We start from the raw sequence: 14,318 nt of genomic DNA, 5'->3' as shown, positions 1-14,318 counted from the left end.
CGACGCCGCTGCCTAGCGTCGATCGTGTGATCGAACTACGTGAGCTGACGAAACGCTACGGCGACCGGGTCGCCGTCGACAGGCTGAGCGTCCGGGTGCAGCCGGGGGTGGTGACCGGCTTCCTCGGCCCGAACGGATCCGGCAAGTCGACGACGATGCGGATGATCCTCGGCCTGGATGCCCCGGACCATGGCGAGGCGCTGATCGGCGGCGTCCGGTACCCGGACCTCGACTGGCCGTTGAAGACGGTCGGTGCGCTCCTCGACGCCGGGGCTTTCCATCCCGGCCGCAGCGCCCGTGCGCACCTGACCGCGCTGGCCGCGAGCAACGACATCCCCGGTTCCCGGGTCGAGCAGGTGCTGCGCATCGTCGGCCTGTCCGACGCGGCAGCACGGCGTGCCGGCACGTATTCGCTCGGCATGCGCCAGCGGCTCGGCGTCGCGGTGGCCCTGCTCGGCGACCCGGGCGTCCTCCTGCTCGACGAGCCGGTCAACGGACTGGATCCGGAGGGCATCCGCTGGATCCGGGACCTGCTGCGCGGACTCGCCGCCGAGGGCCGGACGGTGTTCGTGTCCAGCCACCTGATCGCCGAGATGGCGCTGACCGCCGACCGGTTGGTGGTCATCGGGCGCGGCCGGCTGCTGGCCGAGACCACCGTCGCCGAACTCGCCGGCGGCGACGACAGCCTGGAGGACGCCTTCTTCCGGCTCACCTCAGAAGCCACCGACTATCGCGGAGTGGGAGCGTCATGAACGGGTACGGATTCCGGCACGCTGCCCGGATGGAGCGGATCAAGCTGAGCAGCGTCCGGTCGACGTGGTGGCTGGCGAGCGCCGCGGTGTTCTCGATGGCCGCGGCCGGGGCCGGGGTGGGACTCGGGTACCGATCGCACACCCCGGTCGCCACCGCCGCCCAGATCCTGAACAACAGCCTCGGCGGCGCGATCGTGGCCCAGTTGCTCCTCGGCGCGCTCGGCGTCCTGATGGTGACCGGCGAGTACGGCAGCGGGATGATCCGCTCGACGTTCGCCGCCGTCCCGCGGCGTCGGACCGTCCTGGCCGCGAAGGTCGCCGTGTGCGGCGGCGCGGCTCTCGGCGTCGGCCTGGTCGCCAGCTTCGCCGGCTACCTGGGCGGGCAGCTCGCGATCCGCGGCACCGCCATCCCGGCCGCACCCCTGACCGACCCGGCGATCCTGCGCGCGGTCGTGCTGACCGGCGTGTATCTGGGCGTCACCGCCCTGATCGGGGTCGGCATCGGGACGATCGTGCGGCACTCGGGCGCCGCGGTCGGCACGCTGTTCGGTCTGATGTTCGTCCCGATGATCGTGGCCGGCCTGTTCGGCGAGAGCGGAATCCAGGTCGGCCGCTTCATACCGCTGCTGATGCTGCTCAACTCGATCGCGGTGACCTCGCCCGTACCCGGGCTGTTCGCCGGCTGGATCAGCGCACTGCTGATGTGCGGGTACGCGGCGGCGGCGATTCTGTGCGGCAGCGTGCTGCTCCGCCACCGTGACACATGAGCGGCGACAATGGGCCGATGACCGCGCTGCGCGCTCCGTTCACCACACTGGCCCTGCGCCGGGCGGTGTTCTGCCTCGCGGGTGTCGTCAGTGCGGCTGCGATCCTGAGCGTACCGGCGATCGTGCCGGCCCTGGGCGCCCTCCTTCTCTGGGCGACCGGGGCAACGTCCAAGCAGCCCGCACCCCCCGTCGCACCGCTGTTCCTGGTCCTGCTCCCGCTCACCGCCGTGCTCCTGGTCGTGCTGGCCGCCCCGATCGGGCGCGCGCTGGGAGCCGTGCACCGCTCACTCGCCGACCGGCTGCTCGACGTGCAGGTGGACGCCCCGCCGCCCCGGCCCTCGAAGCGGATCAGCGCGGTGGTCTCCGACGGACCGGGCTGGCGGGCCGTCGGGTACGGCCTGCTCAAGGTGCCACTGGCCATCCCCGAGGGCTACGGCGCCTTCTGCTACGTGTTCGGCCTGGTCAACCTCAGCTACCCGGTGTGGTGGCCGCTGTTTCGCAACCATCCGGCCGGAACGCGTCTCGGACCGGTGTGGGCGCTGACGCCGTTCGGCGCCATCGCAGCGCGGACGTTCGCCGGAGCGCTCCTCATCGCCGCGGCCGGCCTCGCCATGCTGCTGATCGCACCGTGGTTGATGCGGGCCGCCACGACACTGGACCTCGCCGCGATGCGACGGCTGCTCGGTCCGCGCCGGCTCGCCGAGCGGGTACGCCAACTGCAGGTCACCCGGGCCCGCGCAATCGACGACGCGGCCGCGATGATGCGCAGGCTGGAACGGGACCTGCACGACGGCGCGCAGATCCGGCTCGCGACGCTGGCGATGAACCTCGGCATGGCGACCGAGAAGCTCGGCGTCGACGGCCCGCCACCCGACCTCGCACAGGCCCGCGAACTGGTCGCGCTCGCCCACCGCGGCGCGAAGGACGCGCTCGCCGACCTGCGCGACCTGGTGCGCGGGATCCATCCGCCGGTCCTCGACAACGGTCTCGGCGACGCGCTGGCGACGCTCGCGACGAGCAGCGCCATCCCGGTCGCGGTGGACGTCGAGCTGCCCGACCGCCCGGCGCCCGCGATCGAGACGATCGCCTACTTCTGCGCCTCCGAGCTGCTCGCGAACGCCGCCAAGCACAGCCGGGCGAGCCGTATCGTGCTCGGCGTCGTCCGATCCGGCGAACGCCTGACGGTGACCGTCAGGGACGACGGCGCCGGCGGGGCGAACCCGGACGGTCCCGGCCTGTCCGGCCTGGCCCGCCGCATCGCCGTCGTGGACGGCCGGATGCGCGTACACAGTCCGGCCGGCGGTCCGACCCGGGTCGAGATCGAGCTGCCCACACACGTGTGAACGGAGGCGACAACATGCGGGTGGTGATCGCGGAGGATGCCGCCATGATGCGCGAAGGGCTGGTCCGGCTGCTCACCGACCGCGGTTTCGACGTGTGCGCCGCCGTGGCGGACGCGGACGCGCTGCGGTCCGCGATTGCCGACAAGGTGCCGAACGTGGCCATCATCGACATCCGGATGCCGCCAACGCACACCGACGAGGGGCTGCGCGCCGCGATCGACATCCGACGCGACCATCCCGACGTCGGCGTGCTGGTGTTCTCCCAGTACGTGGAGACCCGCTACGCGACCCGCCTGCTCGCCGACCGGCCGACTGGTGTCGGCTACCTGCTCAAGGACCGTGTCGCCGACGTCGCCGATTTCGTGGACGCGCTGACCCGGGTGGCCTCCGGTGGCACCGCTCTGGATCCGGAGGTCGTCGGCCACCTGATGCGGGCTGGGCAGGAGACGGCCGGGGTGGCGTCGCTGACCCCCCGGGAGCGTGAGGTGCTCTCGCTGATGGCCGAGGGACGATCCAACGCCGGGATCGCGGCGGCTCTTGTCATCACCTCCGGAGTCGTGGAGAAGCACGTGGCGAACATCTTCGCGAAACTCGGCCTGCCCTCCTCGGACAGCGACAACCGCCGGGTCCTGGCCGTGCTCCGCCACGTCGGCGGTGCCTGACGTCACGTGACGCGTGTCGGTATGGACGCTCTACTCGCTCTCGGACCAGCTGGGGCCCTGGTCGGTCCAGGTGACGCCCTTGTTGCGGCAGAGGCAGAACGGATGGCCGACCGGGTCGGTGTAGACGCGCCAGCCGTAGCCCTCGGGGCCGACGGAGTCCTGCCGCAGGGTCGCGCCGAGGGCCAGGACGCGGCTCTGTTCGGCCTCGATGTCGTCGACTTCGAAGTCGAGATGGAACTGCTTGGGGTGCTCGGTGTCGGGCCACTGCGGGGCGCGGTAGTCCTCCACCCGGATGAAGGCCAGCTCGATCTCGCCGAACCGGATTCCGGCCCAGTTGCTGTGGCTGCCCTCCTTGACCGGGCGACCCGTCACCTCTGAGTAGAAGGCTGCCAGCGCCATCGTGTCCGGGCAGTCGATGATGAAATCGGTGAGTCGCAGCATCCGGCGATCTTGCCACAAGATCAAATGAGCCGGATTTTCAGACCGGCCCGAGATCGAGGTTGCGGTAGCGTGGCGCCGGAGAAAGCCGTCGACCGCGGACAGCACGCCGCCGACCGGAAGGGGCCCGCGACGTTGGGCATGGTGTTGATCGGGTACCGGTTGTCGGCCGAGGAGTTGGCAGCGGTGCGCGCCGACCCGAGGGCTGTCGACACCCTGCTGTACGGCGATCTCGACGACGATGAGGCCGAGATGCCCGAGCCGGAGCTCGACCTCGACAAGTCGTGGCACGGCATCCACTACCTGCTCACCGGTACCGACTGGCAGATCGGTGAGGGCGCCGGCGCGGCGATCCTCGGTGGTGCCGAGATCGGCGAGGATGGTGGCTACGGTCCTCCACGGCTACTCGACCGGGACACCGTCCGCGCCGTGGCCACCGACCTGGACGCACTGGATGTGGAGACTCTGGGCGCCCGCTTCGACCCGGACGCCATGTCTGCGGCCGAGATCTACCCGGACATCTGGACCGACGGTGCCGACGCGCTTGACTACCTGATGGCGCACTTCGTCGAACTGCGCCGGTTCTACCACGCCGCAGCCGCGAACGATCAGGCCGTGCTGCTGGCCATCACCTGACGTCGACGGCCATGCCCCGTCGGGCCGGGATTCCCGACGCCCCGCTGACGGGGCGTCGTCGTAGCCGACCCGACGAGGCACCACTCCGTACCGGTGGCTTAGGCGGCGTCCACCTGCTGGAAGGCCGTACGGACGGTGCCACCGACAACCGCGCACCACGTGTCCACGTCGACCTTTCCGTTGGGCACCAGGCCGTGCAGGCGCTGCATGTCCTGGACCGCCTTCATGGTGCCGTGGTCGAACTCCCCGCTTGCTGTGACGTCGTCGTACCCCTTGCGGCCGAGCATGAACTGCAGCGCGGTGACGGGAAGGCCGGTGGCGTCCTTGTCGAGTGTCGGCACGAGCGCTTCCCAGGTGGCGGCGTCGAAGGTCGCGTCCGGGTCGACCCGGATCCCGTGGCTGGCCTGGAAGTCGGCCACGGCGGCGTTCATGTCGTAGCCGAAGTCGCCGTTCGGGGTCAGCGGGTAGCCGAGATCTGCGAGCAGGTACTGCGCGACCTGCACGACCGGGCCGTCGCCGAAGCGCCAGATATCGGGCCACCGGCGTGCGGGGATGTCCGTCTGGTTGGTGCCGAGCTCTGCCGCGACACGGGAGCGGACCATCGGGAACAACCGGTAGAAGGCGTTGCCCGGGCACTGGGTCGTGTAGAAGTCCCCGTGGCCGAAGATGTCCCAGGGCTGCAGCCGGAACTGCCGGCACACCGCGGCGCACAGCGTCACCAGCGAGTCGAGCAGGGCCTCCGGTGGCGTCTCGGTGAGGTACGTGCCCTCGTTCTCGATCCCGATCGCGTTCCCGTTCTCGCCCGGGCAGTGCGCGGCGATGACCTGGTGCCCGCCCGCGTCGAGTGTCTGCAGGCTGCGGTGGCGACCCTCCAGCACGTAGCCGCCACGGCTGACCGTGAAGTGCTGTCCGGTGTCCGCCCAGCCGTTGCCGTCCATGTGCAGGTTCTGGCAGTCCCGCGCCAGTTGCATCGCGTGGTCGACCGAGTAGTCCGTGACGTTCGGGAAGGCCATGTGATGCAGGATGATCTTGTTGGTGGTGTTGCCGGTGATCTGAATCGTTCCCCGTGGCGGGCGCGCACCCCAGGTGTCGCAGTCGATGACCCAGGGGAACATGGTGCTGGGCGCCGCGCCCGCCGGTGCCGCCGTGAACACCTCGGTGCCGACGATCGCCGCGATCCCCGTGCCCAGACCTGCCTTGAGCAGGGTGCGGCGATCGACCTCGTGCCGATGAGCTGACATGCGCTGCCTCCATGAGGGGGATGGAACAACAACGACAACTGTTGTGGGCGGGTGGACACTGTCGATGCATGTCGGTCCGGGCCGACGGCAGACCGAAGGCCCGGCCGGTCCGACCTATGGGATGGACCCGGCGCTCCCGTGCCGGAGCCGGTCGAGGGCGATCACCAGGTACGTCTGCTGCGTGCGGGGCCCGGCCGCCGGCGCGCGTCGCCGGGTGCCGGCCGTCGCCGTGCCGAGAAGGCGGGGTGGGCGGAGTGACATGGTGCCACCTTCATCCGGGAGGACCGGTGGTGAAATATTTCGACCATTCCATCGCACCGCCCGGCAATTTTCAACAGGTTGTTCGGCTGCTCCTGGAAGCGTTCCCGATCGGCCCGGTGACCCTGCTGCCTCATCAATCCGTTCCGGTGCGGTGGAAGATGGAGCGATGATCGGTGACCGGTGGGGCATGACGGACAGCGAGACGTCGCGGTCCTATCCGTGCGACGACCTCGTCGTCTCGCCCGCGCTGCAGGCGTGGCGAGGAGTGCGGATCGAAGCGCCCGCCGCGGCGGTGTGGCCGTGGCTGACCCAGGTGCGGCTGGCGCCGTACTCCTACGACTGGATCGACAACCTCGGCCACCGCTCACCTCGACGGCTGGTGGGCCTGCCCGAGCCCCGGGTCGGCGAGGCGTTCACCACCGCCGGCGGACGGAAGCTGGGCCGGATCGTGTCGGTCGACCCCGGCAGACAACTGACCAGCACCATCATGGGTGCGTTCATGTCATACCTCCTGGTGCCCCAGGAGCCCGACGCGATGCGGTTGCTGCTCAAGGTCGTCATGCGGACGAACCGCTGGGCCGCCGTCGGGCTGTCCATCGGCGACCTCGTCATGGCGCGACGGCAGCTGCTGAACCTCAAACACCTCGCCGAACGCCACCATCAGGGACAGCCCACGGAATGAGGATCGGGCGCCCTACCTCTGTTGTCAGGCGTACGAGGGGCGGTGCGGGTCCAGCAGTTCGGTCACGTGACCACGATCGAGCACCTCGATGAGTGCGTCGGTGCCGCGTTCGAGCTTGACCGCCAACTCGGCCGGATGCAGCGGAACCAGCGCGAGCAACGCGATCCGGGTACCGCCGGCGAGGTCGATCGTCCGAGCCTCCGGCGACACACGCAGCATCGGCGTGACGACGACACCGGCGAACGGGGTGCCGGCAGCGTACGGCTGGGCGGGATCGCCGTTCGGCACGGAATGCCACTCGCCGATCCAGGTCCCGTACTCGTGCGGCAGCCGGGCAACCTGCTTGAGGACCCGCAACGGCCACCCGGTCGCATCGTCGAGCCCGGCCACCTCGTCCAGCGGCCAGTCCGCGGGCAGGCTGAGCATCAGTTCGGCGTACGGACTGATGTCGTGACCGTCCGGGACCGCCATCGGCAGCTCACTCATCCCCGACGTGATCAACGTGCGGTACGGGCGTTCCTCGGTCGGTGCCACGACATGGACATGCACACCGACCAGATGCGAGGCGAACTCGTGGTAGACGAACTCGACAGGCCCGAAATGTTCCGCGATGTGCCGGTCGATGGCCTCGGCGAAGTCCCGCTGCGGGCCTTTCGCCGGTACGAAACCGTCGTGCAGCGACTGATGACGAAGGATTCCTGACCCGCGCGGCTCGCCCACGAGGAGGCAGCCTAGGCCACCGTCCACCGAGGGCGCGCCGGGGAGCATCCAACCGCGACGAAGTCGACACCGCCGCCAGCCACCACGACCAGGTATGCCGTCCGGTCCAGCGCGCCCTCGATGAGCTTCCGACTTGTGCAGATGCGCAAAGTCGTTCTTGTGCCGCCGCCGACACCGCGGTGAGGGTGAGCGAATCCCGTGCCGCAAGGAGCCGGCCGGGCGCTGGATCATTTTGCAGGAGCAACAGATGCGCAGACTCAAGGCCCCACCGGCTCTCGCCATCCTGGCAGCGGCCGCCCTCCTCGGAACCACCGCCCAGGCCGCACACGCCGCAGCCCCGTCGGGGACGGGCACGACGACCGCTGCGGAGGCGTCCGTCCCCGCCACCGCGGCGCCCGCCACGGACACCCCCGCGCTCGTGGACGACCTGGCCGACCCGGTCGACGCCACGATCGCACCCGACAAGGCCGCCAAGGCCCACCTCACGGGCCACAAGGACCGCTACCGGATCGCCGACCCGGCCGGCACGCTCACCACGGCGAGCGTCGACACGCAGGGCACGCGGGAGACCGTCCGGCTGAACCAGAAGTACAAGGGCCTGCCCGTGTTCGGCGCCCAGTACGTGGTGCGGATGGAGAAGAAGGCCGGCACGCGCGCGGTGACCGGCACGTCGGGCAGCTACTTCACGAACCTCGACGTCGACACGACCCGCACCCCGATCCCCGCGGACGTCGCGATCTCCCGAGCGGTCGAGGACGTGCGCAAGAGCCTGCACCCCGGCGCGGCCGTCGTGGCCGGCACCCCGCGCCGCGGCACCACGCCCGACGCGGCCCACACCGACCTCACCGGCACCGACCAGGGGCTCGTGGTCATGCCGACCGGCACCGGCGTGCTCGCGCGGCGCGTACTCGTCAAGGGCAAGGACGTCGCCACGGGCCAGCCCGTGCTCCGCGACGTGTACCTGGGCGCGACGAACGGGCTGACCCTGCTCAGCGTCAGCCGGATCAAGCCCTTCGCCACCGCGCAGCAGGCCGCCGCCCTCGCCGCCGGCGGCACCGCCGTCGCACCGCGCGCCGTGACGGAGCCCGCCCCGTCGGGCAACGGCACGACGCCGGTCGTCGGCGAGGGCAAGAGCCTGCACGGCGCCACGGTGCCGGTCCCGCTCGTCCGGATCGACGACGCGAACTCCTACCTCATGATCGACCAGACCCACACCCTCCCGGACGGCCGGACGGTGCCGATCACCACCTGGGACGCCCGGGGCCGCGACTACTACGAACTGCTCGACGGCCAGCTGCCCGAGGGCGTGGGACCGTTCGCGTCGCCGTCGAGCACGCTCGGCGCCGACCTGACCGACGCCGGCGCCGTGGACGCGGCCTGGGACGCCGCGAAGGTGTTCGAGTGGTACCAGACGGAACTCGGGCGCAACAGCCTGGACGACGACGGCATGCCCATCAACTCGATCGTCGGCATCACCTACGGCGGCTACCCGTTCGTCAACGCGTACTGGGACGGCACCCGCATGGTGTACGGCAGCGGCGACGACGAGTACCTGCCGCTGGCCGCCGACCCGGACGTCGTGGGCCACGAGATGACGCACGGCGTGGTGGAGAACTCCGCCAACCTCGTCTACGCCGGCCAGCCGGGTGCGCTCAACGAGGCGATCGCCGACTACTTCGGCAACGCCATCGACCTCGACGCCTCGGGCACGCCGATGTCCGACCCCGAGGCGAGCCTGATCGGCGGCGACCTCTGCCGCACCCTGACGCCCACCAGGTGCGCCCTGCGCAACCTCGACGACGGCGCCACCACGGCGGACTTCCAGCACCTCATGGACACGCCGCAGATGGACGACGGCGGCGTGCACCTCAACTCGACGATCGTGTCCGGGGCGCTGTGGGACCTCCGCCAGACGTTCGGCGGCGCGGTCGCCGACAAGATCCTCTACCGGGCGCTCACCGACTACCTCACGCCCATGTCCGACTTCGTCGACGCCCGCGACGCCGTGCTCGCCTCCGCCAAGTCCTTCGGGCTGAGCCAGAAGGACCTCAAGGTGGTGCAGGCGGCGTTCGACTCGCGCGGGATCACCGCGAAGTGGAAGGCGAATCTGTACGGCAAGAAGACCGACCTCCTGGTCGACCGGCTCAACACCGGCATGTACAGCGACCTGAAGGCGAGCATGGCCGGCGGCTGGTTCACCGTGCCGCGCTCCGACGCGAACCACACCGAGCCGCCGTCGATCTGGGTGGGCCGCATCGACGGCAAGGTTGCGCCGTACCGGATCTCCCCGAACGACGGGAACGCACACAGCTTCCCCCACACCGACGGCAAGCGGGTCGTGTGGCTCTCGGTCGAGGGGAACCCCGACTCGCCGACGTGGGAGACCAACCGCATCCTGTCGGCGCCCGTCGGCGGCGGCGACATCGAGGAGCTCTACAACTCCCCGTACCGGATCGACGGCCTGGGCTACGACGGCACCGTCGTCGCGTGGAGCCAGTACGACCCGGAACAGGGGTACCGCGACGTCGTGCGCTACCTGCAGGGCAGCTCGCGGACCGTCCACACCCTCGCGCACCCCGACTGGCTCGGGAACGCCACGGCGCCGAGCGTCGAGAACGGAAAGATCTCCTACGTCCGGTACGAGGACTACGCGCAGCCCGACGCCAACGGCAACTGGTGGTCGCTGGGCGTCGAGGTGTACGACGTCACGACGGGGAAGACGACCTTCGCCGGCGGTGACCCGGGCGCCGAGACCATGAGCTACCCGGAGGTGTCCGGCACCGCCGTCGCCTGGGTGATCAACCGCGACTACGGCAGCTACGTCGACGGCAAGTGGACCCAGGGGACGTTCAACGACTCCGTGCGGCTCTTCGACTTCGCCACGGGCACCAGCCACCTGCTCTTCGAGGAGAACTCCCCGCAGGCGATCCGCGCCGACGTCCTCACGCTGTCCGACACGACCCTCACGGTCACGGAGGAGGCCCCCGTGGACCTCTGGCTCGCGACCGACGGCTACCCGGACAACTCGCTCAACCCGAAGCTCAAGCAGTACACGTTCGACGGGACGTACGTCGGTCCGGCGTCGTGCAGCCCGGGCGCGCAGATGTTCGCGACGGCGGGCGAGGGGCGCGTGGTGGTCTTCATGGACTCGTCGGCGGGCGGTTTCGGCCTGGCGTACGCGAAGGGAGCCAAGTCCTGCCAGTGAGCCCCCGCTAGGGAAGCGCGCTGCACGACGATGCGCCGGGACCTCCCACAAGGAGGTCCCGGCCTGGCGGCCACCGCATGGTCACCAGAGGTGGGAGCCCTTGGAGATCATGCGGTGGCCGGCCTCAGCCACCCCCGCTCCGCCGCCAGCAGCGCGATCTGGAACCGGGTCCGGGCGCCTAGCAGGGCACCGGCATCGCTGACATGTTTCTGCACGGTGCGGCGGCTCACCTTCAGCACCCGGGCGATCGCCTCGTCCTTCATCCCGGTCGCCATCATGTGCAGAATTTCCTGCGTCCGCCGGTCCGGCCCCACAGCCGTCGGACCGTCCTTGGTGGCCGGTCCGTCCAGGCGGCTCGCCAGCGACACCGGCTCGGCGCGCTCCCAGATGCTCTCGAACAGCGCCACCAGCGCCGCCACCAGCGCGGGCGAATGCACCACCATGGAACCCGCCGCCGGGCGGTCCCCGCGCACGGGCAGCAGCGCCGCCGCCCGGTCGAACACCACCAGCTTCACCGGCAGGCCTGACGCCAGCCGCAGCTCCCCGCCCTGCCCCGTGCCGCGCAGCGCCGTCTCGAGGGACACCGTGTCGGTGAAGCCCTCCGTCTCGTACACCGACCGCATCCGCACCCCGGGCGCCACCACCGGCTCCGCGACGGACGCCTGCGTGGCCGTCACATACGGCGGCTTCGCCAGATGCAGCACCTCGACCGAGGTCCCCTTCAGCAGCTGGCCGTAGCGCGCCGGCACCTCATCCTCGCGCTCCAGCACCTCCACCAGGTGCGCGGCGCGCGGCCCGGACACCGCCTCGTACACCTCGTGAAGCCGATCCACGAGGCTCTCGACGCGGGCCAGCTCGGCCCGCCGCCGGGCCAGCAGGGCGCTGAGCGACGACCGCGGGGGACCGGCCGCCCATCGCGATGCCGTGCCGTCGATCTGCAGCACCAGTGCGGAGTCCGCAAGGTGCCGCAGTGCCCGTTCCGCCTCCGCCGGAGACACCCCGAGCGCCGCCGCCACCTCGGTGACGTTCGCCGACGGCACGGCCACCAGATGCTCCAACACCCGCCCGGCCAGTGGATCCAGACCGGTCACCGCCCACGGGCTGCCTGCAGTTCCGTCCATACCTTCTGACACTCCTGTGGTCTGAGCTCGTCCGCCGTGGCGGACACCATCGGGGTGGTGGTCAGGCCGCCAGGGGCGGCCTGGTAGTCGGCGGGACGGCGGTGGCCCAGGCTGCGGTGCAGCCGGTGCTAGTTGTATCAGCCGTCATGGCAACCGAGGACGCCCGTACCAGCCGAATGGACGGCGGGGCCGCTGTCGTATCAGGCAGCCTCGAGGGCGAAGAGCAGGAAGAACAGGATGCGCTCCGTTGGCGCTGGGGTCGATGCCGGTCACGACGGCACCGCGACCGCGCAGTGCCGCGAGCGGCGGACCCGCTGCACCGCCGAGGAAACTGTCGTGGTCGTTGACCACGGCCGGGCCGGCGGGCCCGGGGGAGCGCCCAGGCCAGCAGACATGCGGCCGATCCTGGCAGGTCTCCCGCCCCGCGGGGGCGACCAGCAGGGACCTCAGCTGATGCGCAGGCTCGCGATCAGGCCGTCGCGGAGGCGGAAGGTCATCGGGCCGGTGCCGTTGAAGCCGTTGCCCGAGACGGTGAGGGTGACGACGTAGCTGTCGGAGTCGGTGCCGCGCTCGACTGCGACGAGCTCGAAGTGCGACTGCACCCCGATGTTGTCGGTGCGGTCCCAGGAGCGCACGCCGTCGCGGCCGTGGAACTCACGGCCCCAGTCGTTGAGGTACGCGTCCTCGGTGAAAGCCGCGACGAAGGCATCCGAGTCGGCGCGGTTGGTGGCGTCGATGAACGTCTGGATCGGGGCGGGGAGGTCGGTGCTGGTCATGAGCCCATCCTTCGGCGGTCCGGTCAGGAGTTCTGCGTTCCCTGTTCCTCCGCGACCTGGATGATCGTCTTGCCGGGCGTGCGGCGGTGGCGGGCGAACGCGGCGGCCGTCTCGGAGAGCGGTCGCACGGCGCCGACGATGGGGTTGAGCCGTCCGGTCCGGAGGCGCTCGGCGAGGTCGGTCAGGCGGGCGCGATCGGGCTCGACGACGAAGAAGACGGCCCGCCCGTCCTTGGGCTGCACGGTGGGTGGCGCGGCGACGGTGACGACGGTCCCGCCCGGGCGTACCAGCTCCGTCGATCGATCGAGGATGTCGCCGCCGATGACGTCGAACACCACGTCGACCTCGCCGGCCTGCCGCAGATCGTCGGCGTCCAGGTCGAGGAAGGTCTGTGCGCCGAGGCGGAGCGCCACATCGCGGTCGCCGGCGCGGCCGGTGCCGATGACGCGGGCGCCCGCCTCGCGGGCGAGTTGCACGGCGATCGAGCCGACGCCCCCGGCGGCGCCGTGAATGAGGACGGTCTGGCCGGTCGTGAGGTGGGCGTGGTCGAACAGGCCCTGCCAGGCGGTCAGTCCCGAGATGGGCAGCGCGGCGGCCACGGTGTGGTCGATGTCGGCCGCGAGGGGCGCGAGGTTACGAGCCGCCACCGCGGTGTACTCGGCCAGGGATCCGTTGCGGGCCCAGTCGGTCAGCCCGAACACCCGCTGGCCCACGGTGAGGCCGGTGGTCCCGTAGCCGAGCTCGACCACCACTCCGGACAGCTCGTGGCCGGGGATGCTGGGTGTCCGGTCGCGACCGGCGCGGTCGGTCCACATTGCCGGCCAGTCGAGTTCTCCGGGGGTGAAGCCGGCGGCGTGCACGCACACGATGACGTCGTTCTCCGCAGCGTGCGGGTAGGGCATGTCGGTCAGGGTGAGCCCGCCGACCCCCGCGTCACGGTCCCGCACGGTGATCGCTCGCATGCTCGGATCCTTTCAAGAAAGCTCGTCGGTATGCGCCGGTAAGGCCGGGTCCGCTCAGCTCGGCCAGGGTGAGCCGGCGATGCGCTCGACAGTCGTCACGCGCCGGAAGCCGGGGATGAAGTGTTCGAGCACGTCGGAGTTCACGGTGCCGTTCGTGGTCTCGGGACGGTTCTTCAGCCCGTCGACGTAGGTCCGCAGGAACTCGTTCTTGAAGTCACCGCGTGGATGGACGGCGAGGATCTCGGCCAGCTGATCCTGTTCCAGTCCGTCCAGGCCGAAGCCGAGCACGTCGGTCAGGACACCGAGGTACGTGGTCGCGATCTCCGGTGCCATCCGGTCGGGGATGCCGGGCGTGGTGTGCAGCGCGATCGCCGTCCAGACGGTCTCGGCGGCGGCCGTCGAGAAGCCCCGTTCCAGGAGGAACTTGCGCGCGTGGTCGGCGCCATCGACTTCGAAGCGCTGCTCGATCTCGGAAAAGGGGGTCAGGAGGCCGGCGTCGTGGAACATGGCGGCCAGATAGAGCAGTTCCGGGTCCGGTTTCACGCCCAGCCTGTGTGCGTGCATCAGGCTGAAGAAGAAGACCCGTCGGGAGTGGTGGTAGATGAGGGGGCTGGTCGTCTCCTGGATGCGCCTGGTCGCCTCGGCGACCGCCGCCGTGTCAGGAATCTCCAATCCCGCGATGCTCTCTGGCATGATCTCCGACCTTCCGGGCAGGTGTGCGTCCGGCCTCCATGCTGCCCACCGATCGTCGT

At 70.5% G+C, this 14,318-nt stretch carries 16 protein-coding genes; 8 read left to right on the top strand and 8 right to left on the bottom strand.

Going from position 1 to position 14,318, the window contains the following annotated elements; translation table 11 throughout:
• Positions 1-26 precede the first annotated feature (26 nt).
• Genes ABZW14_RS09030 through ABZW14_RS09015 form a run of 4 tightly spaced genes read left to right on the top strand, consistent with a single transcriptional unit; the run spans position 27 to position 3,524 of the window.
• The gene (locus ABZW14_RS09030; protein ID WP_355342197.1) at positions 27-752 is read left to right on the top strand and encodes an ATP-binding cassette domain-containing protein; all 726 of its coding nucleotides are present in this window, start codon (positions 27-29) and stop codon (positions 750-752) included.
• A complete protein-coding gene (locus tag ABZW14_RS09025; RefSeq protein ID WP_355342194.1) occupies positions 749-1,519 on the top strand; it encodes an ABC transporter permease in 771 nt (256 codons plus the stop codon). The genes ABZW14_RS09030 and ABZW14_RS09025 overlap by 4 nt, the downstream gene beginning before the upstream one ends.
• Positions 1,520-1,536: 17 nt before the next feature.
• Positions 1,537-2,862 carry a sensor domain-containing protein gene (locus tag ABZW14_RS09020; protein ID WP_355342191.1) on the top strand — a complete coding sequence of 442 codons (1,326 nt, stop codon included), beginning with the start codon at positions 1,537-1,539 and terminating at the stop codon, positions 2,860-2,862.
• Between the two features lie 14 nt (positions 2,863-2,876).
• On the top strand, positions 2,877-3,524 hold the full coding sequence (locus ABZW14_RS09015; protein WP_355342188.1) for a response regulator transcription factor: 648 nt from the start codon (positions 2,877-2,879) through the stop codon (positions 3,522-3,524).
• Between the two features lie 30 nt (positions 3,525-3,554).
• Here the strand turns inward: ABZW14_RS09015 and ABZW14_RS09010 are convergent, their stop codons facing one another.
• The gene (locus ABZW14_RS09010; RefSeq protein WP_355342185.1) at positions 3,555-3,965 is read right to left on the bottom strand and encodes a VOC family protein; all 411 of its coding nucleotides are present in this window, start codon (positions 3,963-3,965) and stop codon (positions 3,555-3,557) included.
• 138 nt (positions 3,966-4,103) lie between these two features.
• On the opposite strand from ABZW14_RS09010, the gene ABZW14_RS09005 reads away from it, so the two are divergent.
• Entirely contained in the window at positions 4,104-4,598 is a 495-nt protein-coding gene (locus tag ABZW14_RS09005) for a YfbM family protein (protein WP_355342431.1), read from the top strand.
• 98 nt (positions 4,599-4,696) lie between these two features.
• Here ABZW14_RS09005 and ABZW14_RS09000 read toward each other — a convergent pair whose 3' ends face one another.
• Both ABZW14_RS09000 and ABZW14_RS08995 read right to left on the bottom strand, forming a co-directional pair.
• Positions 4,697-5,839, bottom strand: a complete 1,143-nt coding sequence (locus ABZW14_RS09000; RefSeq protein WP_355342182.1) for an N-acetylmuramoyl-L-alanine amidase — start codon at positions 5,837-5,839, stop codon at positions 4,697-4,699.
• A 114-nt stretch (positions 5,840-5,953) separates the two neighbouring features.
• Complete coding sequence (locus ABZW14_RS08995; protein WP_355342179.1) at positions 5,954-6,100, bottom strand: hypothetical protein; 147 nt, start codon at positions 6,098-6,100, stop codon at positions 5,954-5,956.
• 29 nt (positions 6,101-6,129) lie between these two features.
• Here ABZW14_RS08995 and ABZW14_RS08990 point away from each other — a divergent pair, with 29 nt between their 5' ends.
• Positions 6,130-6,270, top strand: a complete 141-nt coding sequence (locus ABZW14_RS08990) for a hypothetical protein (protein WP_355342176.1) — start codon at positions 6,130-6,132, stop codon at positions 6,268-6,270.
• Positions 6,267-6,782 (top strand): polyketide cyclase, encoded by a 516-nt coding sequence (locus ABZW14_RS08985; protein WP_355342173.1) that lies wholly within the window; start codon positions 6,267-6,269, stop codon positions 6,780-6,782. The genes ABZW14_RS08990 and ABZW14_RS08985 overlap by 4 nt, the downstream gene beginning before the upstream one ends.
• Positions 6,783-6,806: 24 nt before the next feature.
• Here ABZW14_RS08985 and ABZW14_RS08980 read toward each other — a convergent pair whose 3' ends face one another.
• Positions 6,807-7,502: a suppressor of fused domain protein gene (locus ABZW14_RS08980; RefSeq protein WP_355342170.1), complete on the bottom strand. Its 696-nt coding sequence runs from the start codon at positions 7,500-7,502 to the stop codon at positions 6,807-6,809.
• Positions 7,503-7,749: 247 nt separating this feature from the next.
• On the opposite strand from ABZW14_RS08980, the gene ABZW14_RS08975 reads away from it, so the two are divergent.
• Complete coding sequence (locus ABZW14_RS08975; RefSeq protein WP_355342167.1) at positions 7,750-10,707, top strand: M4 family metallopeptidase; 2,958 nt, start codon at positions 7,750-7,752, stop codon at positions 10,705-10,707.
• A gap of 107 nt (positions 10,708-10,814) precedes the next feature.
• On the opposite strand, the gene ABZW14_RS08970 is transcribed toward ABZW14_RS08975, so the two are convergent.
• From ABZW14_RS08970 to ABZW14_RS08955, 4 genes are all read right to left on the bottom strand, one after another.
• Complete coding sequence (locus ABZW14_RS08970) at positions 10,815-11,828, bottom strand: helix-turn-helix domain-containing protein (protein ID WP_355342164.1); 1,014 nt, start codon at positions 11,826-11,828, stop codon at positions 10,815-10,817.
• A gap of 446 nt (positions 11,829-12,274) precedes the next feature.
• Positions 12,275-12,604, bottom strand: coding sequence for a nuclear transport factor 2 family protein (locus ABZW14_RS08965; protein WP_355342161.1), 330 nt, complete (start codon positions 12,602-12,604; stop codon positions 12,275-12,277).
• 23 nt (positions 12,605-12,627) lie between these two features.
• On the bottom strand, positions 12,628-13,566 hold the full coding sequence (locus ABZW14_RS08960; RefSeq protein WP_355342158.1) for an NADP-dependent oxidoreductase: 939 nt from the start codon (positions 13,564-13,566) through the stop codon (positions 12,628-12,630).
• A gap of 54 nt (positions 13,567-13,620) precedes the next feature.
• Entirely contained in the window at positions 13,621-14,259 is a 639-nt protein-coding gene (locus ABZW14_RS08955) for an HD domain-containing protein (RefSeq protein ID WP_355342155.1), read from the bottom strand.
• Positions 14,260-14,318 lie beyond the last annotated feature (59 nt).

It is taken from the genome of Micromonospora sp. NPDC004551, from assembly GCF_040609975.1.
Taxonomy (GTDB): domain Bacteria; phylum Actinomycetota; class Actinomycetes; order Mycobacteriales; family Micromonosporaceae; genus Micromonospora.
Note: the sequence above shows the minus strand (reverse complement) of the source record. Positions and strands in the feature narration are given on the sequence as shown.